Source organism: Xanthomonas sp. WHRI 10207, assembly GCF_040202975.1.
GTDB lineage: Bacteria > Pseudomonadota > Gammaproteobacteria > Xanthomonadales > Xanthomonadaceae > Xanthomonas.
Map to the genome: position 1 here is coordinate 579,105 of NZ_JBEGDX010000001.1, position 23,982 is coordinate 603,086.

19 protein-coding genes and 1 tRNA gene are annotated in these 23,982 nt (G+C 63.3%); 16 read left to right on the top strand and 4 right to left on the bottom strand.

What is annotated here, in order from left to right; all coding sequences use genetic code 11:
• Nucleotides 1-31: 31 nt before the first annotated feature.
• Together ABQU90_RS02635 and uvrA are read right to left on the bottom strand one after the other, a co-directional pair.
• On the bottom strand, nt 32-436 hold the full coding sequence (locus ABQU90_RS02635) for an acyl-CoA thioesterase (protein WP_055845555.1): 405 nt from the start codon (nt 434-436) through the stop codon (nt 32-34).
• A complete protein-coding gene (gene uvrA / locus ABQU90_RS02640; protein ID WP_055845551.1) occupies nt 436-3,402 on the bottom strand; it encodes an excinuclease ABC subunit UvrA in 2,967 nt (988 codons plus the stop codon). Before uvrA ends, ABQU90_RS02635 begins: the two co-directional genes overlap by 1 nt.
• Before the next feature lie 292 nt (nt 3,403-3,694).
• Here uvrA and rplU point away from each other — a divergent pair, with 292 nt between their 5' ends.
• The 3 genes from rplU to obgE all read left to right on the top strand — a co-directional run bounded on the left by rplU (nt 3,695) and on the right by obgE (nt 5,591).
• Nucleotides 3,695-4,015: a 50S ribosomal protein L21 gene (rplU, locus tag ABQU90_RS02645; protein ID WP_005989959.1), complete on the top strand. Its 321-nt coding sequence runs from the start codon at nt 3,695-3,697 to the stop codon at nt 4,013-4,015.
• Between the two features lie 12 nt (nt 4,016-4,027).
• Complete coding sequence (rpmA, locus tag ABQU90_RS02650; RefSeq protein ID WP_002807880.1) at nt 4,028-4,288, top strand: 50S ribosomal protein L27; 261 nt, start codon at nt 4,028-4,030, stop codon at nt 4,286-4,288.
• A gap of 253 nt (nt 4,289-4,541) precedes the next feature.
• Nucleotides 4,542-5,591, top strand: a complete 1,050-nt coding sequence (obgE, locus tag ABQU90_RS02655) for a GTPase ObgE (RefSeq protein WP_055845546.1) — start codon at nt 4,542-4,544, stop codon at nt 5,589-5,591.
• A gap of 91 nt (nt 5,592-5,682) precedes the next feature.
• Here the strand turns inward: obgE and rpsT are convergent, their stop codons facing one another.
• Nucleotides 5,683-5,952, bottom strand: coding sequence for a 30S ribosomal protein S20 (gene rpsT / locus ABQU90_RS02660; RefSeq protein ID WP_002807888.1), 270 nt, complete (start codon nt 5,950-5,952; stop codon nt 5,683-5,685).
• 116 nt (nt 5,953-6,068) lie between these two features.
• On the opposite strand from rpsT, the gene murJ reads away from it, so the two are divergent.
• From murJ to ABQU90_RS02725, 13 genes are all read left to right on the top strand, one after another.
• On the top strand, nt 6,069-7,673 hold the full coding sequence (murJ, locus tag ABQU90_RS02665; protein ID WP_323522173.1) for a murein biosynthesis integral membrane protein MurJ: 1,605 nt from the start codon (nt 6,069-6,071) through the stop codon (nt 7,671-7,673).
• Between the two features lie 272 nt (nt 7,674-7,945).
• On the top strand, nt 7,946-9,034 hold the full coding sequence (locus ABQU90_RS02670; protein WP_323521839.1) for a bifunctional riboflavin kinase/FAD synthetase: 1,089 nt from the start codon (nt 7,946-7,948) through the stop codon (nt 9,032-9,034).
• Between the two features lie 6 nt (nt 9,035-9,040).
• Nucleotides 9,041-11,872, top strand: a complete 2,832-nt coding sequence (ileS, locus tag ABQU90_RS02675) for an isoleucine--tRNA ligase (RefSeq protein ID WP_323514242.1) — start codon at nt 9,041-9,043, stop codon at nt 11,870-11,872.
• Between the two features lie 214 nt (nt 11,873-12,086).
• Nucleotides 12,087-12,605 (top strand): signal peptidase II, encoded by a 519-nt coding sequence (lspA, locus tag ABQU90_RS02680; RefSeq protein WP_115561604.1) that lies wholly within the window; start codon nt 12,087-12,089, stop codon nt 12,603-12,605.
• A 64-nt stretch (nt 12,606-12,669) separates the two neighbouring features.
• On the top strand, nt 12,670-13,620 hold the full coding sequence (gene ispH, locus ABQU90_RS02685; protein WP_115528229.1) for a 4-hydroxy-3-methylbut-2-enyl diphosphate reductase: 951 nt from the start codon (nt 12,670-12,672) through the stop codon (nt 13,618-13,620).
• Between the two features lie 140 nt (nt 13,621-13,760).
• Nucleotides 13,761-13,836: transfer RNA gene (locus ABQU90_RS02690), tRNA-Thr, on the top strand.
• A 360-nt stretch (nt 13,837-14,196) separates the two neighbouring features.
• The gene (gene cyoA / locus ABQU90_RS02695; RefSeq protein ID WP_055845531.1) at nt 14,197-15,132 is read left to right on the top strand and encodes a ubiquinol oxidase subunit II; all 936 of its coding nucleotides are present in this window, start codon (nt 14,197-14,199) and stop codon (nt 15,130-15,132) included.
• Nucleotides 15,132-17,132 (top strand): cytochrome o ubiquinol oxidase subunit I, encoded by a 2,001-nt coding sequence (gene cyoB, locus ABQU90_RS02700; protein ID WP_055845528.1) that lies wholly within the window; start codon nt 15,132-15,134, stop codon nt 17,130-17,132. The genes cyoA and cyoB overlap by 1 nt, the downstream gene beginning before the upstream one ends.
• Nucleotides 17,129-17,761: a cytochrome o ubiquinol oxidase subunit III gene (gene cyoC / locus ABQU90_RS02705; RefSeq protein ID WP_181112921.1), complete on the top strand. Its 633-nt coding sequence runs from the start codon at nt 17,129-17,131 to the stop codon at nt 17,759-17,761. The genes cyoB and cyoC overlap by 4 nt, the downstream gene beginning before the upstream one ends.
• Entirely contained in the window at nt 17,761-18,096 is a 336-nt protein-coding gene (cyoD, locus tag ABQU90_RS02710) for a cytochrome o ubiquinol oxidase subunit IV (RefSeq protein ID WP_005989936.1), read from the top strand. Before cyoC ends, cyoD begins: the two co-directional genes overlap by 1 nt.
• Before the next feature lie 170 nt (nt 18,097-18,266).
• Nucleotides 18,267-20,147: a M61 family metallopeptidase gene (locus tag ABQU90_RS02715; protein WP_323521840.1), complete on the top strand. Its 1,881-nt coding sequence runs from the start codon at nt 18,267-18,269 to the stop codon at nt 20,145-20,147.
• 197 nt (nt 20,148-20,344) lie between these two features.
• Nucleotides 20,345-21,736 carry a DNA repair protein RadA gene (gene radA / locus ABQU90_RS02720; protein WP_323521841.1) on the top strand — a complete coding sequence of 464 codons (1,392 nt, stop codon included), beginning with the start codon at nt 20,345-20,347 and terminating at the stop codon, nt 21,734-21,736.
• 284 nt (nt 21,737-22,020) lie between these two features.
• Nucleotides 22,021-22,407, top strand: a complete 387-nt coding sequence (locus ABQU90_RS02725; RefSeq protein ID WP_115527329.1) for a DUF805 domain-containing protein — start codon at nt 22,021-22,023, stop codon at nt 22,405-22,407.
• A 705-nt stretch (nt 22,408-23,112) separates the two neighbouring features.
• Here ABQU90_RS02725 and ABQU90_RS02730 read toward each other — a convergent pair.
• Nucleotides 23,113-23,898 (bottom strand): winged helix-turn-helix domain-containing protein, encoded by a 786-nt coding sequence (locus tag ABQU90_RS02730; protein WP_323521842.1) that lies wholly within the window; start codon nt 23,896-23,898, stop codon nt 23,113-23,115.
• Between the last annotated feature and the right edge of the window lie 84 nt (nt 23,899-23,982).

Here is a 23,982-nt window from a genome sequence, read left to right on the forward strand (position 1 = left end):
CATCACTGACCTGCGTCTGCGCAAGTCTGCGTCAACTGCTCGCTGCGCGCACCGGCTCCGGCAGTGCCGCGCTCTTGCCGGTCTGCGTATCGATCCACACCACCACCACGTTGCCGTCCGAATACAGCACGCCCTCGTCCTTCTGGTCGACGATGCGATGGCCGATGGTGATGCTGCTGCTGCCCAGACGCTCGACAAACAACTCCACCGTGATGTCGTTGGGCCACACCAGAGGGCGTTTGTAGTTGACGTTGGTGGCGGCAACGACCGGCGCGATGCGGTCGGTCATCGAAACGCCTTGTACGCCCAGCATCCAGCGCACGCGCGCTTCTTCCAGATACGAAATGTACTTGGCGTTGTTGACGTGGCCCATGCTGTCCATGTCGCGCCAGCGCACGCTGATCGGGATGCGTGCCAGGATCTTGTGTTCGCTCATCAGCTTGCCTTCTTCTTTGCAGTTTTCTTGGTGGCGGACTTGGCGACCTTGGCCACCTTCTCCGGTTTGACCTTGCGCGGTGGGCGCGCATCCGGCTTGTTGGCCATTGCGGCCGGGCGGGTTTCGCGTGCCTTGACCGACGGCAGCATCTTGGCCAAGAACTGCCCGGTGTAGGACGCCTCGTGCGCGGCCACGTCTTCCGGTGTGCCGGACACCAGGATGGTGCCACCACGATGGCCGCCTTCCGGGCCCAGATCCACGATCCAGTCGGCGGTCTTGATCACATCCAGATTGTGTTCGATCACCACCACTGTGTTGCCCTCGTCGCGCAGCTTGTGCAGCACGCCGAGCAGCGCTTCGATGTCGTGGAAATGCAGGCCGGTGGTCGGTTCGTCGAGGATGTACAAGGTGCGCCCGGTATCCCGGCGCGACAGTTCCTTGGATAGCTTCACACGCTGCGCTTCACCGCCAGACAGCGTGGTCGCGCTCTGGCCCAGCTTGATGTAGCTCAGCCCCACATCGATCAGTGTTTCCAGCTTGCGCGCGATCGACGGCACCGGCTCGAACAAGCGCAGCGCGTCTTCGACGGTCATCTGCAACACGTCGCTGATGTTGAAACCCTTGTAACGGATCTCCAGCGTCTCGCGGTTGTAGCGCTTGCCGTGGCAGACATCGCACGGCACGTACACGTCGGGCAGGAAGTGCATCTCCACCTTGATCATGCCGTCGCCCTGGCACGCCTCGCAGCGGCCGCCACGCACGTTGAAGCTGAAACGCCCCGGCGAATAGCCGCGCGCACGCGACTCGGGCACTTGTGCGAATAGCTCGCGCAGCGGGGTGAACATGCCGGTATACGTCGCCGGATTGGAGCGCGGGGTGCGTCCGATCGGCGACTGGTCGATATCCACGACCTTGTCGAACAAGTCCAGATTTTCCACTTCGCGATGCGGTGCCACCGTATGCGAGGCGCCGTTGATCTCGTTGGCGGCCAGCGTGAACAAGGTATCGTTGATCAGCGTCGACTTGCCCGAGCCGGACACGCCGGTGATGCAGGTCAACAGGCCGGCCGGAATCTCCAGGTCGACATTCTTGAGGTTGTTGCCGGTCGCCCCGCGCAGATGCAGCATCATCTTCGGGTTGGGCTTGTGGCGCTGCTTGGGAATTTCGATGCGGCGCTTGCCGGACAGGTATTGGCCGGTCAGCGAGCGTGGCGAATCCAGAATGTCCTGCAGCGTGCCCTGTGCGCAGATTTCGCCACCGTGCACGCCGGCGCCGGGGCCGATGTCCAGCACGTGATCGGCCAGTCGAATCGCGTCTTCGTCATGCTCGACCACGATTACCGTATTGCCCAGGTCGCGCAATCGCGTCAGCGTGCCGAGCAGGCGTTCGTTGTCGCGCTGATGCAGGCCGATCGACGGCTCATCGAGCACGTACATCACCCCGACCAGGCCGGCGCCGATCTGGCTGGCCAGACGGATGCGCTGCGCTTCGCCGCCGGACAACGTGTCTGCCTTGCGCTCGAGGGTGAGGTAATCCAGGCCGACATCGACCAGGAAGCCCAGCCGCTCGGCGATCTCCTTGACGATCTTGCTGGCGATCTCGCCGCGCCAACCCGGCAGCGACAGTCCACGGAAAAAGTTCAGCGCTTCGTTGACCGGCAGCACCACCAACTCCGGCAGCGGGCGATCGGCCACAAACACGTTGCGCGCAGCGCGATTCAGGCGTGTGCCGTTGCAGGCAGGGCAGGGCTGCTGACTGACGTACTTGGTCAACTCTTCGCGCACGGCCGGCGATTCGGTTTCGCGGTAGCGCCGTTCCAGATTCGGCAGGATGCCTTCGAAACGATGCTTACGCGTCGTGCGCCCGCCCGCATCGGTGAAGTAGGTGAAGCTGATCACCTCATCGCCGCTGCCGAACAAGACTGCCTGGCGCACCTTGGCCGGCAGCGTGTTCCACACCGCATCCACGTCGAACTTGTAGTGCTTGGCCAGCGAGGCGATCAGCTGGAAATAATAGGCATTGCGCCGATCCCAGCCGCGTACCGCACCCGCAGACAACGACAGTTCCGGATGCACCACCACCCGGTCCGGGTCGAAGAATTCGGCCACTCCCAGGCCATCGCAACTGGGGCAGGCGCCCACCGGTGCGTTGAACGAGAATAGTCGCGGTTCCAGCTCCGGCAGCGAGTAATCGCAGACCGGGCAGCTGTACTTGGACGAGAACAGATGCGGGGCTGCGGCCGGGTCGTCCAGCGACTGCACCGCCACCATGCCTTCGCCGAGCTTGAGCGCGGTTTCGAAACTTTCCGCCAGCCGCTGTTTGATGTCTTCGCGCGGACGGAAACGGTCGATCACCGCTTCGATGGTGTGCTTCTGGCGCAGCGCCAGTGCCGGCACCGCATCGATCTCGTACAACTCGCCATCCACGCGCACGCGCACGAAGCCCTGCGCACGCAGTTGTTCGAACACCTGCGCATGTTCGCCCTTGCGGTCGCGGATCACCGGCGCCAGCAGCATGTAGCGCTGCTCCTGATCCTGGGTGAGCATGTGGTCGACCATCTGGCTGACGGTCTGCGCTTCCAGCGGGAAACCGTGATCCGGGCAACGCGGCTGGCCGACGCGTGCATACAGCAGGCGCAGGTAGTCGTAGATCTCGGTGATCGTGCCCACGGTGGAGCGCGGGTTGTGCGAGGTGGACTTCTGCTCGATCGAAATCGCCGGGGACAGCCCTTCGATATGGTCCAGGTCCGGCTTTTCCATCACGCTGAGGAACTGGCGCGCATACGCCGACAGCGACTCGACGTAGCGGCGCTGGCCCTCCGCATAAATGGTGTCGAACGCCAACGACGACTTGCCCGAGCCGGACAGGCCGGTGATCACGATCAGTTTGTCGCGAGGCAGGTCGAGGTCGATGTTCTTGAGGTTGTGCGTCCGCGCGCCGCGGATGCGGATGAAATCCATCGCCATGGGGGATCCGATGTCGGGCCGGCGAACCGGCAGTGGTGCGAGCGTGCTCAGCAGGAATGAGTGGCAGTCGATCAGCCTACCCGCCGACCTAGGTGAGGGCAATTGCCCCAAATGCCAGTCTGACCGGGCCGTTGTGGCGACCGGATGATGCGTTGCACCCGCCCGATTCCGGTGCGCGGCGGTTGACCTGCTTGCAGGTTGACCCGAAACCGGCTAAGCCAGTACAATCCCGCTCCTGTCTGCCCTAGGGCACGTCAGTGCGACCATAATAACTACAGAGGAAAACCTGGTCATGTACGCAGTTCTGGTAACCGGCGGTAAGCAATACCGCGTCGCGCAGGGCGAAACGCTCCGCGTGGAAAAGCTCGAAGTCGAAGCAGGCAACGAGATCAAGTTCGACACCATCCTGATGCTGGGCGATAGCGATGGCATCAAGCTGGGCGATGCGCTGAAGGGCGCTTCGGTCACCGCCAAGGTCGTGGCCCATGGCCGCGCCGACAAGGTGCGCATCATCAAGTTCCGTCGCCGCAAGCACCACATGAAGCGTCAGGGACATCGTCAGTACTACACCGAAATCGAGATCACCGGCATCGCCGGTGGCGACAAGAAGTAAGGAGAACCAGTCATGGCACATAAAAAAGGCGTAGGTTCCTCGCGCAACGGTCGCGATTCCAACCCGAAATACCTCGGCGTGAAGATCTTTGGTGGCCAGGCCATCGACGCCGGCAACATCATCGTGCGTCAGCGCGGCACCCAGTTCCATCCGGGCGCCGGCGTCGGTCTGGGTCGTGACCACACGCTGTTTGCGCTGGTCAACGGTAAGGTCGAGTTCTCGGTCAAGGGTGCGAAGAAGCGTCGTACCGTCAGCGTGGTTGCCGAGGCGTAATCGCCCGCTCCATGCAGGCCAGTTCGTAGCCGCGCCAGCGCGGTTGCGAACGACACGGAGAGCCCCGCTTCGGCGGGGTTTTTCGTTTGACGGCTGAGAATCGGGAATGGGGAATGGGGAATCGGGAAAGCCGGCTCCTGACTCCGTTTCGCTCTCTGCCGTCGTGCCGGTGAGTGCGCTCGCTGGCAGGAGTCACGCCGCTTTTCTATGGCCGATTCCCCACTCCCTATTCCCAATTCCCGGTTGTAAGCTCATGAAGTTAGTCGACGAAGCAGAAATCCTGGTGACCGCCGGTAATGGCGGCAATGGCTGTGTCGGCTTTCGCCGCGAGAAGTTCATTCCGCTCGGCGGGCCCGATGGTGGTGACGGCGGTGCCGGCGGCAGCGTCTGGATCGTCTCTGACGAGAACGTCAACACCCTGGTCGATTTCCGTCATGAGCGCACCTTCAAGGCGCAGCGCGGCGAGAACGGCATGGGCCGCCAGGCCTATGGCAAGGGTGGCGAAGATCGCGTCATCGTGGTGCCGGTCGGCACCATGGTCGTCAACGTGCAGACCGATGAAGTGATCGGCGACCTGACCCAGCACGGCGATCGCCTGCTGGTCGCCAAGGGCGGCAAGGGCGGCCTGGGCAACATGCATTTCAAAAGCTCGGTCAACCGTGCGCCGCGCCAGTCCACTACCGGTGAAGAGGGCGAAGAGCGCCTGCTCAAGCTGGAGCTCAAGCTGCTGGCCGACGTCGGCCTGCTGGGTTTCCCGAATGCCGGCAAGAGCACGCTGATCCGCGCGGTGTCCTCGGCAACGCCGAAGGTGGCCGACTATCCGTTCACGACGCTGTATCCGAATCTGGGTGTGGTCAGCGTCGAGGCCTACCGCAGCTTTGTGATCGCCGACGTGCCGGGCCTGATCGAAGGTGCCGCCGACGGCGCCGGCCTGGGCACGCAGTTCCTGCGCCATCTGCAGCGCACGCGCCTGTTGCTGCATCTGGTGGATATTTCGCCGATGGATGGCGGTGTGGATGTGTCGCCGGTGGATCAGGTGCGCACCATTGAGCGTGAGCTGGAGCGCCACGACCCCGAGCTGCTGAAGAAGCCACGTTGGCTAGTGCTCAACAAGGCCGACCTGATGTTCGAGGACGAGGCGCGTGCCGCTGCCGAAACCATCGTGGCCGAACTGGGCTGGACCGCGCCGTGGTACCTGGTGTCCGCGCTGGGTCGCGATGGCACCTTCCCGATCATGAAGGACGTCATGGCATTTTTCGACCGCCAGCGCGAGGACGAGCTCGAGGCGCGCAATGCGGGCTGAGTGCACGGACAGGCACACAAAAAACCCGGCCGAGGCCGGGTTTTTCTGTGCTACCGGAAGCCAGGCTTCCGGTAACGTCGCAGCTGATCGCTTACGCGGCCTTGATGGCCTTGATGCGAGCGGTCAGACGGCTCTTGTGACGCGCAGCCTTGTTCTTGTGAATCAGGCCACGGGCGCTGAAACGGTCGAGGATGGGCTGAGCAACGGCGAAAGCAGCTTCGGCGCCTGCAGCATCGTTGGCGTCAAGGGCCTTGATCACCTTCTTGACGGCGGTGCGCAGCATCGAGCGCTGTCCGGTGTTGCGCTCATTGCGCACAACGGTCTGCTTGGCGCGCTTCTTGGCGGACTTGATATTGGCCACGGTGGTGGGTTCCTGAAGAATCGGTATGGTGGAAAAAGCAAGCGCGAAAGTATGATGGACCTAGATATGTACGTCAAGTCAGTTGTCAAGAGGGATGCAGCGTGAGCAAGCCTGGCATGTTGAGAGGCCTGCTCTCATTCAGCAGTATGACCATGGTGTCGCGGGTGCTGGGGCTGGTGCGCGACCAGGTCATCACCACCACTTTCGGCACCAATGCGATCACCGATGCGTTCTGGACGGCCTTCCGGGTCCCCAATTTCCTGCGCCGGCTCTTTGCCGAAGGGTCCTTCGCCACTGCCTTCGTGCCGGTGTTCACCGAGGTCAAGGAGACCCGCCCGCACGCCGAACTGCGCGAGTTGATGGCGCGCGTGGCCGGTACCCTAGGAGGAGTGCTGCTGCTGGTCACCGCGCTGGCGCTGATCTTCGCACCGCAGTTGGCCACGCTGTTCTCCAGCGGCGTGGACACCGACCCGGCCAAGCATGGCCTGCTGGTGGATCTGTTCCGTCTGACCTTCCCGTTCCTGCTATTCGTCTCGCTGACCGCGCTGGCGGGCGGGGCGCTGAACAGTTTCCAGAAGTTCGCCATGCCGGCGCTGACCCCGGTGATCCTCAACCTGTGCATGATCGCCGGCGCCGTGTGGCTGGCGCCGAAGCTGGGTGGCACGCCGGAGAAGCAGATCCTCGCGCTGGGCTGGGCGGTGCTGGCGGCAGGCATGCTGCAGTTGCTGTTCCAGCTGCCTTCGCTGAAAGGCATTAACCTGCTGACCCTGCCGCGCTGGGGCTGGCAACATCCAGGCGTGCGCAAGGTGCTGACGCTGATGGTGCCGACCCTGTTCGGCTCATCGATCGCGCAGATCAACCTGCTGCTGGACACCGTCATCGCGGCCAAACTGACCGATGGCTCGCAATCGTGGCTGTCGTTGGCTGACCGGTTCCTGGAGCTGCCGCTGGGTGTGTTCGGGGTGGCGCTGGGGACGGTGATCCTGCCGGCGCTGGCGCGCCATCACGTCAAGACTGACCGCGGCGCGTTTTCCGGTGCGTTGGACTGGGGATTCCGCATCACGTTGGTGATCGCAGTGCCGGCGATGCTCGGCTTGCTGCTGCTGGCCGAGCCGCTGGTGGCAACCTTGTTCCAGTACGGCCAGTTCACCGCCTTCGATACGCGGATGACCGCGATGTCGGTCTATGGCCTGAGCTTTGGCCTGCCGGCGTACGCCATGCTCAAGGTGGTGCTGCCGGCGTTCTACGCGCGGCAGGACACCCGCACCCCGGTGCGTGCCGGCGTGGCGGCGCTGATCGCCAACATGGTGTTCAACTTCGCATTGCTGGCGGTGGTCTACCAGATCATGGTGCCGCCCGAACTCAAGGCGCAGGGCGTCATGCAGGCGCTGGGCAAGCAGCCGGGTCTGCACCTGGCGCTGGGCATCGCGAGCGCGCTGTCGAGTTATCTCAACCTGGGTTTGCTGTGGTACTGGCTCGGCAAGTCCGGCGTGTACCAGCGCCGGCCAGGGTGGGGCGGCTATGCAGCGCGCCTGCTGCTGGCGTGCGCGGCCATGGTGACGGTGCTGTTGGGTCTGCTGTGGTGGCTGCCATCGTTCACCGTGATGGAGAAGTGGGATCGTATCGGTTGGCTGGCGGTGCTGGTCAGCAGTGGCGGGCTGACCTATGTGGTCGCGCAACTGGCGTTGGGCTTGCGGCCGCGGCATCTGCGCGAGAGCTGAGTCGCGGATGCCGAACGCTGCAATGGCCCCCTGGCGAGTGCAGCCGGTGTCTGCAGTCGGCAAGGGCCGCACAGCCGTGGCAGGTCTGCCGCGGTCTGTGCCGGCGTTGCGGCCAGGGAGCGATTGCAGGCCGCCGCCTGCCTAGGCTGCGGTCTCTGCCGACGCTACGCGCGTCCGGTGCGCGGCCATGCGGCTTGACAGGCACGGCTATACTTACAGGTTATGTATCAGCGAGGGCCGGCCGGCAAGCCGGCATCTGTTTGGATCGAGGAATGAGCAGGCTGTTTAGAGACGTCGAGGGCGGGACGCTGTTCCCGCACGGAAGCGTGGTCTGCATCGGCGCCTTCGATGGCCTGCACCTGGGGCATCGGACGTTGGTGCAGCACGCCGTCGCGCGTGCGCGTGCGCTGGGCGTGCCAGCGGTAGCGTTGAGCTTCGAGCCGCTGCCGCGCGAGTTTTTCGCCCCGGCCGCGCCGCCGCCGCGCCTGACCCTGGCGCGCGCCAAGATCGAAGGCCTGTACGACTTCGGTGCCGACAGCGTTGGCCTGATTCGTTTCGACGGCCGCTTGTCGTCCATGCGTGCAGAAGATTTCGTACGCCTGGGGCTGGTTGGCCGGCTGTGTGCGCGCGAAGTGTGGATCGGCCCGGAATTCCGTTTCGGTCATCGGCGTGGCGGCGATATCACCTTGCTGCGTGCGTTGGGTGAGCAGCATGGATTTGTGGCTGGCGAAATCACGCCGGTGCACCTGCATGGCGAACGGATTTCTGCCACGCGCATTCGCGAGCTGCTGGGTGCCGGCGAGTTCGTGCCTGCCGGCGAATTGCTCGGCCGCCCGTATGCCATCGGTGGGCGGGTAGTGCGCGGCAAGCAACTGGGGCGCACGCTGGGCTATCCCACTGCCAATCTGCGTTTTCCGCGCACCCCGGCGTTGTCGGGCATCTACGCGACCTGGGTGCATGGCGTAGCCGAGCGGCCGTGGCCATCGGTGTCCAGCTTCGGAACGCGGCCCACCGTGGCCGGCGTGGAGCCATTGCTGGAAGCGCACCTGTTCGATTTTCAGGGCGATTTGTATGGCCGGCATATCGAAGTCGAATTCGTCGCCAAGCTGCGCGACGAAGAAAAGTTCGATGGGCTCGACGCGCTCACCGTGCAGATGCACCGCGATGCCGAGCAGGCGCGCGCCGTGCTCAAGGCGAGCCCCTCGCGACTGCGTGCTGCCGATGAAAGCGTTGCACGCTCCGCCGGTCTTTCCATGGAGGGGCAACACGGCGGTTCTTCGCACCGCTCTGCAGACGCAGACGCCGCCGATGCCACTCCCTTGCACCATCCCCGTACATCACCTCATGCAGCGCAACGGTAGATTCCTGTGACCCAAGACTACAAAGCCACTCTCCATCTGCCTGCGACGGAATTTCCGATGCGCGGCGACCTGCCCAAGCGCGAGCCGGCGATGCTGGACCGCTGGGAGCGCGAGGGGCTGTATGCGCAGCTGCGCGCCAACGCGGCAGGGCGCCCGCTGTTCGTGCTGCACGACGGCCCGCCGTATGCCAATGGCCAGATCCATCTGGGTCACGCGGTCAACAAGATCCTCAAGGACATCATCGTCAAGTCGAAGTATCTGGCTGGCTTCGATGCGCCGTATATCCCGGGCTGGGATTGCCATGGCCTGCCGATCGAGATCGCGATCGAAAAGAAGTACGGCAAGGTCGGCGTCAAGCTCGACGCGGCCGAGTTCCGTCAGAAGTGCCGCGAATACGCGACCGAGCAGATCGATCTGCAGCGGCGCGACTTCAAGCGCCTGGGCGTGGTCGGCGATTGGGACAACCCGTACAAGACACTGGACTTCCGCTTCGAAGCCAACGAAATCCGCGCGCTGGCCAAGGTGGTGGATAACGGCCATCTGACCCGCGGCGTCAAGCCGGTGCACTGGTGCTTCGATTGCGGCTCGGCACTGGCCGAGGCCGAGATCGAATACGCCGACAAGGTGTCGCCGACCGTGGATGTTGCCTATCCGGCACGCGATCCGGCGGCGGTCGCTGCTGCGTTCGGCGCCAGCCTTCCGGCAGGCACCAGCGTGGCGGTGCCGATCTGGACCACCACGCCGTGGACGCTGCCGGCATCGCTGGCAGTGAGCCTGGGTGCGGAGCTCGATTACGTGCTGGTCGAAGGCCCGGCCGATCGCGGTCAGCCGCGCTGGCTGGTGGTGGCCGAGGCCCTGGCGGCCAGGGTGCTGGCGCGCTATGGCGTGGACGACGTGACGGTGCATGGCCATGCCAAGGGCGCGGTGCTGGACCAGATGCTCCTCAATCACCCCTTCTATGCCGAGCGTGAGATCCCGCTGCTGCTGGGCGAGCACGTCTCTGCCGAGGAAGGCACCGGCGCCGTGCATACCGCCCCCGGTCATGGTCAGGAGGACTATCAGGTGTCCAAGCAGTACGGCCTGCTGGAGCGCTACAGCGCCGCGCAGATCAATCCGGTGGACGGGCGTGGCGTGTATCTGCCCTCCACGCCGCCGCTGGGCGACACCGTGCTGGCCGGTCTGCATATCTGGAAGGCCAACGACGTCATCATCGAGGCGCTGCGCGACACCGGCGTGTTGCTGGCGGCCAGCAAGATGGAGCACAGCTACCCGCATTGCTGGCGCCACAAGACGCCGATCGCGTTCCGCGCCACGCCGCAGTGGTTCATCTCGATGGAGCAGGCCAACCTGCGTGCCGATGCGCTCAAGGCCATCGAGCAGGTGACCTGGTACCCGGCGTGGGGCCAGGCGCGCATCGCCGGCATGGTCGAAGGCCGCCCGGATTGGACCATCTCGCGCCAGCGCACCTGGGGCGTGCCGATCGCCTTGTTCGTGCACCGCGAAACCGGCGAGCCGCATCCGCGCAGCACCGAACTGCTGCGCCAGGTGGCCGACCGCGTAGAGCTGGGCGGCGTGGACGTGTGGTACACGCTGGACGCGGCCGAACTGCTGGGCGATGAAGCGGCCGACTACGACAAGATCACCGACATCCTGGATGTGTGGTTCGACTCCGGCGTGACGCATGAAGCAGTGTTGGTGGACCGCGGCCTGCCCAAACCGGCCGACCTGTATCTGGAAGGCTCCGACCAGCACCGCGGCTGGTTCCAGTCCTCGCTGCTGAGCGGCGTGGCGATGGACAAGGCGGCGCCCTACAAGCAGTGCCTCACTCATGGCTTCACCGTGGACGAGCACGGCCGCAAGATGTCCAAGTCGTCCGGCAACGGCATCGAACCGCAGGAGATCATGAAGACCCTCGGCGCGGACATCCTGCGCCTGTGGATCGCATCGGCCGATTACAGCAACGAGATGTCGCTGTCGCAGGAGATCCTCAAGCGCAACGCCGATGCGTATCGCCGTCTGCGCAATACCGCGCGCTTCCTGCTCGGCAATCTGCATGGCTTCGACCCCTTGCAGCATCTGGTGGCGCTGGACGACATGGTGCTGCTGGACCGCTGGATCGTGCATCGCGCGCATGAGCTGCAGGAAAAGATCGTCGCCGCGTACGCGCGCTACGACTTTGCCGAGATCGTGCAGGCGCTGCTGAATTTCTGCAGCGTGGACCTGGGCTCGTTGTACCTGGACGTCACCAAGGACCGTCTGTACACGATGGCCGAAGACGCGCGCGGTCGCCGCTCGGCGCAGAGCGCGATGTATCACGTGGCCGAAGCGTTCGTGCGTTGGGTGGCGCCGGTGCTGACCTTTACTGCCGAAGAGTTGTGGGCGTATCTGCCGGGCGAGCATGTCGGCAACGTGTTGTTCGCTACCTGGTACGACGGGCTGGCGCCGCTGCCTGCTGCTGCCGCGCTGACCAGTGCGGATGTCGACAAGTTGCTGGCCCTGCGCGAGCAGGTGTCCAAGGTGCTGGAGCCGATGCGTGCCAATGGCGCCATCGGTGCGGCGCTGGAAGCGGAGATCACGGTGGCCGCCGATGCGCAGACCGCCGCGCGCTGGCAGCCGCTGGCCGAGGAGCTGCGCTTTTTGTTCATCAGTGGTGACGTCACCGTGACCGCGGCCAGTACCGACGACATCTTCGTCAGCGCGCAGCCGACCACCAAGGCCAAGTGCGTGCGCTGCTGGCACCACCAGGCCAGCGTGGGCAGCGATGCGCGGCACCCGGAACTGTGCAGTCGTTGCGTCAGCAATATCGAAGGCCCTGGCGAGGAGCGTCGCTGGTTCTGATGTCGTGATTGCTTCTCCCGCGAGCGGGAGTCCGTTTCAATACACCTTCTCCCGCAAGCGGGAGTCCGTTCCAATTATTCCTTCTCCCGCAAGCGGGAGAAGGTGGCGCGCAGCGCCGGATGAGGGCCGCGATGGCGCATTCGGCGTTGCTTGCCGATTTGCCCGTCGGGCAGCTTCTCCCGAACCCGGGAGTAGCAACAGTTAAGGTGATTCCATGACCGCAAGACCCAAACCCTCTGCCTTGATCTGGCTCGTGCTGTCGGCCGTCGTAATCGGCCTGGACCAGTGGAGCAAGGCCTGGGTGCTGTCCAGCCTGCCGGAGTACACCCCGGTGCCGGTCATCGACGGCTTCTGGAACTGGTACCGCACCTATAACACCGGTGCAGCCTTCAGCTTCTTGAGCGATGCCGGCGGCTGGCAGCTGTGGTTCTTCACCGCCTTGGCGGTGGGTATCAGCGGCCTGCTGGCGTTCTGGCTGTCGCGCACCGCGCGCGGCGAATGGCGCAGTGCGCTGCCGTATGCGCTGGTGATCGGCGGGGCGATCGGCAATGTGATCGACCGGCTGATGCACGGCCACGTGGTCGATTTCATTCAGTGGTACATCGGCAGCCATACCTGGCCGTCATTCAATATCGCCGACTCGGCCATCGTGGGCGGTGCCATCGGGATTGCCGTGTTCGGGCTGTTCGACAAGGGCGGCAAGCGCGAGCCGGGAATCGGGAATCGCCCCTGAAGCCCGGTTGCCGACGCGCCCCGCTTGCTCCGACCCTCTTCTCCATTCCCGTAGAATGCGCGCCATGGATGTCCTGCTCGCCAATCCCCGTGGTTTTTGTGCCGGTGTCGACCGCGCGATCGAGATCGTCAAGCGCGCGATCGAGACGCTGGGCGCGCCGATCTATGTACGCCATGAAGTCGTGCACAACCGCTTTGTGGTCGACGACCTCAAGCAACGCGGCGCGATTTTCGTCGAAGAGCTCGACGAGGTGCCCGATAACGCCACGGTGATCTTCAGCGCACACGGCGTCTCGCAGGCGGTGCGCCAGGAGGCCGAACGCCGTGGCTTGAAGGTGTTCGACGCTACCTGCCCGCTGGTGACCAAGGTGCATTTCGAGGTCGCGCGGCACTGCCGGGCCGGCCGCGATGTGGTGCTGATCGGCCATGCCGGGCATCCGGAAGTGGAAGGCACCATGGGGCAGTGGAGCCGCGAGCGCGGCCCGGGCACGATCTATCTGGTGGAAGACATCGATCAGGTCGCTACGCTGCAGATCAATCAGCCGGAAAATCTGGCGTACACCACCCAGACCACGCTGTCGGTCGACGACACCATGGGCATCATCGAGGCGCTGCGCGCACGCTACCCGGCGATGCAGGGGCCGCGGCACGACGACATCTGCTACGCCACCCAGAACCGCCAGGACGCGGTACGCGATCTGGCGCGGCAGTGCGATCTGGTGCTGGTGGTCGGCTCGCCCAATAGCTCCAATTCCAACCGGCTGAGCGAACTCGCCCGCCGTGACGGGGTGGAGTCGTACTTGATCGACAACGCCAGCGAGATCGATCCGGCCTGGATCGTCGGCAAGCAGAATATTGGCCTCACCGCCGGTGCGTCTGCGCCGCAGGTACTGGTCGATGGCGTGCTGGCCCGGTTGCGCGAGCTGGGTGCGGGTAGCGTGTCCGAACTGGAAGGTGAGCCCGAATCGATGGTGTTCGCACTGCCCAAGGAACTGCGGCTGCGTCTGGTCAGCTGACTGCGCGGCGGTGGCCAATGTTGCCCGCGGCAGAGTGAGCAGCGTTTGGGTACCGCCACGTCACTGGCGCCGGCCACGGTAGCCGCCCGCCCCTGGGGCGATTGACCAGCCCCCGGCTCCGCTCCTACAATGCACGGCTCGCCGGAATAGCTCAGTTGGTAGAGCGGCGCATTCGTAATGCGTAGGTCGTAGGTTCGATTCCTATTTCCGGCACCATCGCTTCAGCACTGGGTCGGCCCTTGGCCGGCCCAGTTGCGTTTTTGGCCTCTGTAGGCGCAATTTCACCCAGTTGTCGCATGCATTTCAGTGCGATTGCAGGCCGCAACGACGGCCATCACGGCACCCATCCTGGCTTACGCTGCGCTGCGACAACATGTCGCACGATTTTGCGCGCATTTATTGCGGCAGATCATTGCCAATGGGTTTCGTGCAGGTGCAGCAAAGACTAAAATTAGCGCGCTAACTCGTGTCTTCGGTCTGCGCTGGCCCGCCTTCAAAAGGGAAGGGCATCGTCGGACATCTCCCTTGCCGGAGACGATGCGCGCGGCTGGCGTTCCTTCGCACTTGGATCGACCGATGATTCCGCTGAAACATCTCGGGCGTTTACTTCGTCCAGGTCTGATGTTGCCCTTCCTGCTGTTGGCAGGGTGCAACTCGGCCATCCTCAATCCGAAAGGCCAGATCGGCCACGACGAGAAGCAACTGCTGATCACCTCCGTGGTGCTCATGCTGATCGTGGTCATCCCGGTGATCGTGATGACGATTGCGTTCGCTTGGAAATATCGCGCATCCAACACGAAGGCGCGCTACGAGCCGGATTGGTCGCACTCCACTGCTATCGAAGTGGTGGTGTGGTCGATCCCGTGCGTGATCATCCTGGTGCTGGCGGTGCTGACCTGGCGCTCGTCGCATGCGCTGGACCCGTACCGGCCGCTGGATTCGGACGTCAAACCGCTCAACATCGAAGCGGTGTCGCTGGACTGGAAGTGGATGTTCATCTACCCGGATCAGAACATCGCCACCGTCAACGAGATCGCGTTCCCGGTGCACACGCCGCTGAACTTCAAGATCACCTCCGATACGGTGATGAACTCGTTCTTCATTCCGCACCTGGGCACCATGATCTACGCGATGGCGGGCATGGAAACCAAGCTGCATCTGGTGGCCGATGAGCCCGGCGAATACTTCGGCCTGTCGACCAACTACAGCGGTCACGGCTTTTCGAAGATGAGCTTCAAGGCGCATGCGGTCGATCAGGCCGGCTTCGACGCGTGGGTGGCCAAGGTCAAGGCATCGCCGACGTCCTTGAATGCCGCCGAATATCAGGTGTTGGCTGCCAATCGCAACGACAAAGAACAGTACCCCGTCACCTACTACTCGTCGGTGCAGGACGGCATGTTCCGGTCGCTGGTCGACAAATACATGAATGGTCCGGGCCATAGCAAGGGCCATGGCGACCATGAGGCATCGGCTGTAGAGCCGGTTGCCATGTGCACTTCTGGAGACAAGTGATGCTAGGCAAACTTACCATCGAGGCGGTTCCGTACCACGAGCCGATCATCATGATCGCGCTGGGTGGTGCAGGCCTGCTCGGCCTGCTCATCGCGGGCGCCATCACCAAGTACAAGCTGTGGGGCTACCTGTGGAAGGAGTGGTTCACCTCGGTGGATCACAAGCGCATCGGCGTGATGTACATCATCGTGGCGCTGGTCATGTTGCTGCGCGGTTTTGCCGATGCGGCCATGATGCGTACCCAGCAGGCATTGGCGGGTAACGGTGGCGAAGGCGTGCTGCCTCCACACCATTACGACCAGATCTTTACCGCGCATGGCGTGATCATGATCTTCTTCATGGCCATGCCGTTCATGACTGGCCTGTTGAACCTGATCGTGCCGCTGCAGATCGGTGCACGCGACGTGGCGTTTCCGTTCCTGAACTCGCTGAGCTTCTGGCTGTTCGTGGCCGGCGCAGCGTTGATCAATATTTCGCTCGGCGTCGGTGAATTCGCGCAGACCGGTTGGCTGGCGTATCCGCCGTTGTCGGGGCTGGAATACAGTCCAGGGGTCGGTGTCGATTACTACATCTGGGCGTTGCAGGTCTCCGGCTTAGGCACGTTGCTGACCGGTGTGAACTTCTTCGTGACGATCATGCGGATGCGCGCGCCGGGCATGACCCTGATGCGCATGCCGATCTTCACCTGGACCGCGTTGATCACCAACATCCTGATCATCGCTGCATTCCCGATCCTGACCGTGGCGCTGGCGCTGCTGGGTGCCGACCGTTACCTGGGCACGCACTTCTTCACCAACGACGGTGGCGGCAACGCCATGATGTACGTCAACCTGATCTGGATCTGGGGTCACCCGGAGGTCTACATCCTGATCCTGCCGGCGTTCGGCATCTTCTCCGAGTTGATCGCCACCTATAGCCGCAAGCGCTTGTTCGGCTACACCTCGATGGTGTACGCCACCTCGTGCATCGGCGTGCTGTCGTTCGTGGTGTGGTTGCACCACTTCTTCACCATGGGCTCGGGTGCCAACGTCAATGCCTTCTTCGGCATCACGACGATGATCATCTCGATTCCGACCGGCGTGAAAATCTTCAACTGGTTGTTCACCATGTTCCGCGGTCGCGTGCACATGACCTCACCGGTGCTGTGGACCATCGGCTTCATCATCACCTTCACCATCGGCGGCATGACCGGCGTGATGTTGGCGATTCCGGCCGTGGACTTCGTGCTGCACAACAGCCTGTTCCTGATCGCGCACTTCCATAACGTGATCATCGGCGGCGTGGTGTTCGGTTACTTGGCAGGTCTGACCTACTGGTTCCCGAAGGCGTTCGGCTTCAAGCTCAACGAGAAGATCGGCAAGGCCTCGTTCTGGTGCTGGATCATCGGTTTCTTCGTGGCCTTCATGCCGTTGTACGTGCTCGGCTTCATGGGCATGACCCGTCGCATGAGCACCTACAACCATCCCGAGTGGGCGCCGTGGCTGTATGTCGCTGCGGCCGGTGCTGCGATCATCGGCATGGGTATCTTCCTGAATCTGCTGCAGATCGTTTACAGCGTGTGGAAGCGCAAGGAGCACATGGACTACACGGGCGATCCGTGGGATGGCCGTACGCTGGAGTGGGCAACCTCTTCGCCGCCGCCGTTCTACAACTTCGCCGTGTTGCCGCACATCGACGACCGCGATCAGTTCTGGGCCGACAAGCAGAATGGCAAGGGCTGGGTGCGTCCGTCCAAGTACGAGCCGATCCATATGCCGCGCAATACCGGTGCAGGCGTGTACATGGGTGCCTTCAGCGTGCTGATGGGCTTCGGTCTGATCTGGCACATCTGGTGGCTGGCCATCCTCGGCCTGGTGGGCATGATCGGTAGTTTCATCGTGCGCACCTTCGACGACGACATCGATTACTGGGTGCCGGCCGATGAAGTGGAGCGCATCGAAAACGCGCGCTTTGCCCTGCTCGAACAGCAACAGGCGGCGCAGGCCGCGAAGGTGGTATGACCATGGCTTCCTCGACCACGCTTGACCACGCCGCCCACGCGGGCGGCCACGATCACGACCACGAGCATCACGACGGCGGTGGCAACACCGTCTTCGGATTCTGGGTCTATCTGATGAGCGACTGCCTGCTGTTTGCCGGTCTGTTCGCCACCTATGCGGTGCTCTCCGGCGCCACGGTGGACGGGCCGACCGCCAAGGAGCTGTTCGATCTGAAGTTCGTGCTGGTGGAAACCTTCCTGCTGTTGTTCAGCAGCTTGAGCTTCGGCTTCGCGATGATCTCTGCGCACAAGCGCAGCATGACCGGCCTGTATGGCTGGCTGGGCGTGACCGCGCTACTGGGTATCGGCTTTCTGTGCATGGAAGTCTGGGAGTTCAATCACCTGATCCATGAAGGTGCCGGCCCGGGGCGCAGCGCGTTCCTGTCCGCCTTCTTCACCCTGGTCGGAACCCACGGTTTGCACGTAGCGTCGGGCCTGTTGTGGATGGCAGTGCTGGTGATCCAGATCTCCAAGAACGGCCTGACTGCGCGCAACAGCACGCGTCTGGCCTGCCTGAGCCTGTTCTGGCACTTCCTGGACATCATCTGGATCGGTGTGTTCACCGTCGTCTATCTGCTGGGAGCGCTGTAATGGCCAATCACCACCACACCGAGACCGCGGCCGATGCGCATGCCGGCGGTTTGAAGTCCTATCTGATCGGCTTCGTCATGGCCGTCATCCTCACCGTCATCCCGTTTGCGATGGTGATGAGCGGGGCGTTCTCCAAGGGCGTCACCATCGTCGTGATCTCGGTCATGGCCGCGGTGCAGATGCTGGTGCACATGGTGTACTTCCTGCATATGGATCGCACGCCCGAGCAGCGCTCCAACGTGCAGGTGGGCCTGTTCTCGCTGCTGATCATCGGCATCGTGATCGTCGGTTCGCTGTGGGTGCTGCACAACATGAACGTCAACATGATGCATTGAGACGGCGCCACGCCGGATCGCGTCATGCTGTTATGAAGAAGGCCGCCAGCGATTGGCGGCTTTTTTTTGCGCATGAATTTGCCTGCGGCATGACCAATGGCATACGGGGAAGCCGTGGTGGGCGCTTAGCATCGTGGGCTTGCCTGTTCCAGGTCACCCGCGGAGTTGCGATGAAGATGCCCACCCTGTTGTCCGTGTCGTTGCTGGCAGCGCTGTCGTTGCCCGCCGCCGCGCAAACCGCGCCGCCGCAGGACGTGCCGTTCGACGGCACCTTGAAGATCGACGTCGATGCCACCGACCTGGCGCACCGCATCTTCAAGGTCAAGACCACCATGCCGGCAAAGCCCGGCCCGATGACGCTGCTGTATCCGCAGTGGATTCCCGGCAACCACTCGCCCACCGGTCCGATCGACAAGCTGGCCGGTCTGGTGATCAAGGTCGATGGCAAGGTGGTGCCATGGACTCGCGACCAATTCGACGTCTATGCGTTCAAGGTGGATGTGCCCCAGGGCGCCACCGAACTGGTGGCCGAGTTCAAGTTCCTCTCGCCGCAGGCCCCCAACCAGGGCCGCGTGATGATGACTCCGGAGATGCTCAACCTGCAGTGGAACACTACGGCGCTGTATCCGGCCGGCGTTTTCGCACGCAACATCAAGGCGCAGGCCAGCGTGACGCTGCCAGCTGGCTGGAGCTATGCCACGGCGCTTGAAACCGAGCGCCGCGTCGGCGACACGGTGACCTTCAAGCCGATCGATTTCGATGATCTGGTCGATTCGCCGATGTTCGCCGGCAAGTACTACAAGCGCGTGGAGCTGAGCGCCGGCAAGCAGCCGGTCTACCTCAACGTATTCGCCGACGAAGCCAAGTCGCTGGACGCCAAGCCCGAGCAGATCAAGGCGCATGCCTCGCTGGTGCAGCAGATGGACAAGCTCTACGGCGCGCGGCATTTCGATCACTACGAATTCCTGCTGGCGCTGACCAAGAAGTTGGGCGGCATCGGCCTGGAGCATCATCGCTCCAGCGAAAACAGCGGTGTTCCCACTTACTTCACCGAGTGGGACAAGAGCTGGACCGGGCGCGACCTGCTCGCACACGAGTTCAACCATTCCTGGAACGGCAAGTACCGCCGCGGCGCCGATCTGGCCACGCCCAACTTCAACGTGCCGATGGGCGACAGCCTGCTGTGGCTGTACGAGGGCCAGACCCAGTTCTGGGGCGAAGTGATGTCCGCACGTTCGGGCCTGTGGACGCAGGATCAGGCGCGCGAGATGCTGGCCGGCGTGGCGGCCAGCTATGAGCGCGGCCGCCCCGGCATGGCCTGGCGTACGGTGCAGGACACCACCAACGACCCGACCATGTCGATGCGCCGTCCCAAGGCATACCGCAGCTATCAGATGGCCGAGGACTATTACTCCGGCGGCCAGATGATGTGGCTGGAAGTGGACAGCAAGCTGCGCGCGCTTACCAACAATAAACGCTCCATCGACGATTTCGGCAAGGCGTTCTTCGGCATGAAGAACGGCGATTGGGACGTCAATCCGTACACCTTCGACGACATCGTCGCCACACTCAACGGCGTGGCCGCCTACGACTGGGCGAGCCTGTTGCGTAGCCGCATGGACGGGCATGGTTCGTTGAACGGCGGCATCGAAGCCAACGGCTGGAAGCTGGTCTACAACGAGGAGCCGAATCTGGCCACCAAGGCCGACGAGAGCGACGACAAGGACGCCAGCCTGACCTATTCGCTTGGACTGTCTTTGAAAGCCTCGGGCGATATCAGCGATGTGCTGTGGGACGGCCCGGCCTTCAACGCCGGCTTGATCGCCGGCAACACGATCATGGCGGTCAACGGCCGCGCCTTCAGCAGTGAGGTGATCAAGGACGCGATCAAGGCGGCCAAGGGCACCACCGCGCCGATCGAGTTGCTGGTCAAGCGCGGCGATCGTTACGACACCGTGCGCATCGATTACCACGGTGGTCTGCTGTATCCGCATCTGGAACGCATCGCCGGCACGCCTGACCGTTTGAGTGAGTTGTACAAGGCCAGGTAAGTGCATGGCTGATGTGCGCGCGTAGGCGCATGTCGACAACGCAGCCGCAGGGGCGACGGACGTCGATCCTGCGGCTTTTTTGTGCTGCAGAATCAGAACTTCCCGATCGCATGTCGGCCGCGCGCTGCAGCGCCGTCGCGCATGCTGAGACCGTCAGCCACTATCCTGTCGCATCAACGACAACAGGCAAGACGACGATGGCGAAGGCGAAGACGGCCTATGTCTGCGGCGAGTGCGGCGCCGAGTACACCAAATGGCAGGGGCAATGCACCGAATGCGGTGTGTGGAATACGCTCAGCGAAATCGTGCTGGAAAGTGCCACCCCTGGCGGCAAGGCCTCGCCCGCGGCGTCGCGTCGCAGTGGTTGGGCCGGCAAGACCGAGGCACCCAAGATCACTGCGCTCAAGGATGTGCAGCAGTCCGAACAAGCGCGCGTGTCCACCGGCATCGGCGAGTTCGATCGCGTGCTGGGCGGTGGCCTGGTTGAAGGTGCGGTGGTGCTGATCGGCGGCGACCCGGGAATCGGCAAGTCGACGCTGTTGTTGCAGGCGCTGGCCAGCATGGCCTCAACGCTGCCGGTGCTGTACGTCACCGGCGAGGAATCGCTGGCGCAGGTAGCCGGGCGAGCGGTGCGGCTGGATCTGCCGCTGGAAGGCTTGAACGCCCTGGCCGAAACCGGCATCGAAAACATCCTGCAGCATGCCAGCGTGGCGCGGCCGAAACTGATCGTGGCCGACTCGGTACAGACCTTGTGGACCGAATCGTTGACCGCAGCACCTGGGTCGGTCAGCCAGGTGCGCGAGAGCGCGGCGCGGCTGGTGCGCTATGCCAAGGAGACCGGTACGGCCGTGTTCCTGGTCGGGCACGTGACCAAGGAGGGCGGCATCGCCGGCCCGCGCGTGCTCGAACACATGGTCGATGCGGTGCTGTATTTCGAAGGCGAAAGCGGCAGCCGGTTCCGTCTGCTGCGCGCGTTCAAGAACCGCTTCGGCGCAGTCAACGAGCTGGGGGTGTTCGCGATGGGCGAGAAGGGCCTCAAGGAGGTCTCCAACCCGTCGGCGATCTTTCTGTCTGGCGGCAGCACCCAGCAGCCCGGCAGTTGCGTCATGGTGACCCGCGAAGGCACCCGGCCGCTGATGGTGGAGGTGCAGGCGCTGGTGGATGCCTCGCCGCTGTCCAATCCACGCCGGGTGGCGGTGGGATTGGAGCAGAACCGGCTTGCGATGTTGTTGGCGGTGCTGCATCGGCATGGCGGCATCGTGGTGGGCGACCAGGACGTGTTCGTCAACGTGGTCGGCGGCATTCGCGTGCAGGAGACCGCGGCCGATCTGCCGGTGTTGCTGGCGGTGCTGTCCTCGCTGCGCGACCGGCCGTTGTCCGAGAAGACGATTGCCTTTGGCGAAGTCGGGTTGTCCGGCGAGATCCGTCCTGTGCCCAATGGTGAGGACCGTCTGAAGGAAGCCGCCACCCATGGCTTCAAGCGCGCGATCGTGCCGCGTGCCAACGCACCGAAGACAGCCAGCATCAAGGGGATGGAAATCATCGTGGTGGAGCGGTTGAGTCAGGCGCTGGAGGCCGCGGCCGACTGAGGTGTGCGACTGGGCCGGGGGCATGGGTGGGGCAGAGAGGGGGCAGGATGTCCGGCCAAGCGCGGGTTCGCGCAGTGGGCGCTGCCAGCAGGCGGCGTCAAACATTGCCATCGCCTGACGCTCCCCAGCGGAGCCGGCGACCGTCTGTCGGCTGGCGCCCGGCAATTTTCATGTGAGTGTGAAGAAAGCGTTTTCACCAGAGTGCGGCTATGGCACCATGCGCGGCCCGTTGCACTGTGCACCGGATCACAAACACTGCTGACTGCTCGTACTGGAGAACCACGATGGAATGGATGTTGTTGCCGCTCAAGCGTTACGCCGACTTCGAAGGTCGTTCGCGTCGCAAGGAATACTGGATGTTCATGCTGCTGCAGGTGATCGTTCTGGTCGTGCTGGGCATCATGTTTGGTATCGCAGCGGCGGTGATGGGGGGCGAGAACGGCCCCGGTCCGCTGGCATGGGTGGTCGGCGCCATCATCGCAATCTTCGTGTTGGCGCTCATCGTGCCCAGCATTGCAGTGACCGTGCGCCGGCTGCACGACCAGGACAAGTCGGGCTGGTTCTATCTGATCAGCTTAGTGCCTTACGTCGGCGGGTTTATCGTGCTCGTGTTCATGTGCCTGGACGGCACCCCGGGCCCGAACCAGTACGGTGAGAGCCCGAAGCAGTAATCGCTTCGCACGAAGTGGATTGAACGATGGCGCAGGGATTCCTGCGCCATCGTCGTTTATGCGGTTTGGAGCGACCAGGCAAGCGTCGCGAGCGTTGGTCAGGTCGCGTAGACGGCGCGAAGAAGTCGCAATGTCGCGTGGTACCTGCCGATCTCCAGCACGGGCTGCGTCGCCGCGTTGATCGCATGGCGTACCGAGCACGCCATCGCCGGGCGCAATCACGGCGGCGCGCTGTGGCCGCATCGAGCCGGTTGCCGCCCGATGGTTGCGCAGTCGTTCTGTCAGTTGCCCTTTTTAGGCGTCTGCACTGGGCTAGCTGCTCCAGCGGAGCGGCCCTAAGCGCAATCGGTTGTACCTCGGCCAATGCAGGTGCTTATTGCGCATGCAACGGGGCGAACTGCATTCCACAAGAGGACAAGGCAGCAAGCCTGCAAGGCGCCTCACTTGGCTGGTTCTCAGCGTGGGAGAGCGCATGAGCAGCGCAGCGGCCTGCAGTCTATCTGCGCCGATGGAACCCTGTCGGTTCCTGTTTAAGTCGGCCTAAATAGTTCGAAAATGAAGTTAATCGGATAACTCAAGTGCGCTGAAAATCGCAAGCGAAACCGCATGGTGCCGTCGCTAGTGAATGCATGTCGCTACCGTCGCTATCCGCAATGCAGTTACCTCGATACGTGCACCGGTCTGGCCTGATCCCGAGAGCAGCGTTCAGCAGGCGGCGGCGTGATGTCCGGTACTCGAACCCACGCTTTTGCCAAGCATTGGCGGGTCCCTGTCCTGCAGCGCGAGCTCAAGCTTGTAGCCATGCGAATACACGGTTCTGATGCGCACCACTCCACTGTGGTTGCACAGCTGCAATTTCTTGCGCAGCTTGTAGATGTGTTGCTCCATCGTGCGATCGGTGAACTCGGTGTGGCTACCCCAGACCGCCTTGGCGAGCTGGCAGCGGCGGAAACAGACGCCGGGGCTGGAAAACAGCATCCAGGCAATCGAGAACTCGCGCGCGGTGAGCACGATCGGTTTGCCGTGCAGATAGACGGTGTTTTCTTCGCGTATCAGCTGATACGGGCCGACGGTGAGGTGCTGCGATTCCTGGCAGGTCTGGGGTGCAGGGGCAATCGCCAATGCCGCGCGCACCTGTAGCTCGCACGAATTGAATGGGAGCGCTAACACTTCTTGTGCGCCGGCTTGGTACCAGGCCAGGATGTCGTCGGGGCAGTCGAAACGTCCCAGCACGATCAGCGGCGTGGGATGACCGCTGTGGCAGCGCTGCCACGCCAGAACCGAGCTATCGTCCGAGGCGACGCAGGTCGCATCGAAAATCAGCAGTTCGCAGGGCGAATGCCGCAAGGAGCGCAACAGCTCCAGCTCATCGGAAAACACTGCAAATTGTGGCCCCAGCGGGGCAAGGCTCGCGTTGACCTGCGATGCCAGACGCGCGTCCTGCGTCAACAGGAAAGCCGATCCATGCTTGCCGGGAGGATTACCGTGCATCAGCCAGCCTTCCCATGACGGCACACGTACCAGTCATGCGTGCGGTGCCGATCACGGGCCGCAGGCGTCGCCACAAAATCCACA

What these genes read in the sequence shown, in the direction of transcription:
- obgE (WP_055845546.1), top strand. Translation starts at nt 4,542, where the DNA reads ATGAAGTTAGTCGACGAAGCAGAAATCCTGGTGACCGCCGGTAATGGC.
- ABQU90_RS02635 (WP_055845555.1), bottom strand. Translation starts at nt 436, where the DNA reads ATGAGCGAACACAAGATCCTGGCACGCATCCCGATCAGCGTGCGCTGG.
- ABQU90_RS02715 (WP_323521840.1), top strand. Translation starts at nt 18,267, where the DNA reads ATGAAGATGCCCACCCTGTTGTCCGTGTCGTTGCTGGCAGCGCTGTCG.
- uvrA (WP_055845551.1), bottom strand. Translation starts at nt 3,402, where the DNA reads ATGGCGATGGATTTCATCCGCATCCGCGGCGCGCGGACGCACAACCTC.
- ABQU90_RS02725 (WP_115527329.1), top strand. Translation starts at nt 22,021, where the DNA reads ATGGAATGGATGTTGTTGCCGCTCAAGCGTTACGCCGACTTCGAAGGT.
- cyoB (WP_055845528.1), top strand. Translation starts at nt 15,132, where the DNA reads ATGCTAGGCAAACTTACCATCGAGGCGGTTCCGTACCACGAGCCGATC.
- ispH (WP_115528229.1), top strand. Translation starts at nt 12,670, where the DNA reads ATGGATGTCCTGCTCGCCAATCCCCGTGGTTTTTGTGCCGGTGTCGAC.
- rplU (WP_005989959.1), top strand. Translation starts at nt 3,695, where the DNA reads ATGTACGCAGTTCTGGTAACCGGCGGTAAGCAATACCGCGTCGCGCAG.
- cyoA (WP_055845531.1), top strand. Translation starts at nt 14,197, where the DNA reads ATGATTCCGCTGAAACATCTCGGGCGTTTACTTCGTCCAGGTCTGATG.
- radA (WP_323521841.1), top strand. Translation starts at nt 20,345, where the DNA reads ATGGCGAAGGCGAAGACGGCCTATGTCTGCGGCGAGTGCGGCGCCGAG.
- rpmA (WP_002807880.1), top strand. Translation starts at nt 4,028, where the DNA reads ATGGCACATAAAAAAGGCGTAGGTTCCTCGCGCAACGGTCGCGATTCC.
- murJ (WP_323522173.1), top strand. Translation starts at nt 6,069, where the DNA reads ATGTTGAGAGGCCTGCTCTCATTCAGCAGTATGACCATGGTGTCGCGG.
- ABQU90_RS02730 (WP_323521842.1), bottom strand. Translation starts at nt 23,898, where the DNA reads ATGCACGGTAATCCTCCCGGCAAGCATGGATCGGCTTTCCTGTTGACG.
- cyoC (WP_181112921.1), top strand. Translation starts at nt 17,129, where the DNA reads ATGACCATGGCTTCCTCGACCACGCTTGACCACGCCGCCCACGCGGGC.
- ABQU90_RS02670 (WP_323521839.1), top strand. Translation starts at nt 7,946, where the DNA reads ATGAGCAGGCTGTTTAGAGACGTCGAGGGCGGGACGCTGTTCCCGCAC.
- lspA (WP_115561604.1), top strand. Translation starts at nt 12,087, where the DNA reads ATGACCGCAAGACCCAAACCCTCTGCCTTGATCTGGCTCGTGCTGTCG.
- cyoD (WP_005989936.1), top strand. Translation starts at nt 17,761, where the DNA reads ATGGCCAATCACCACCACACCGAGACCGCGGCCGATGCGCATGCCGGC.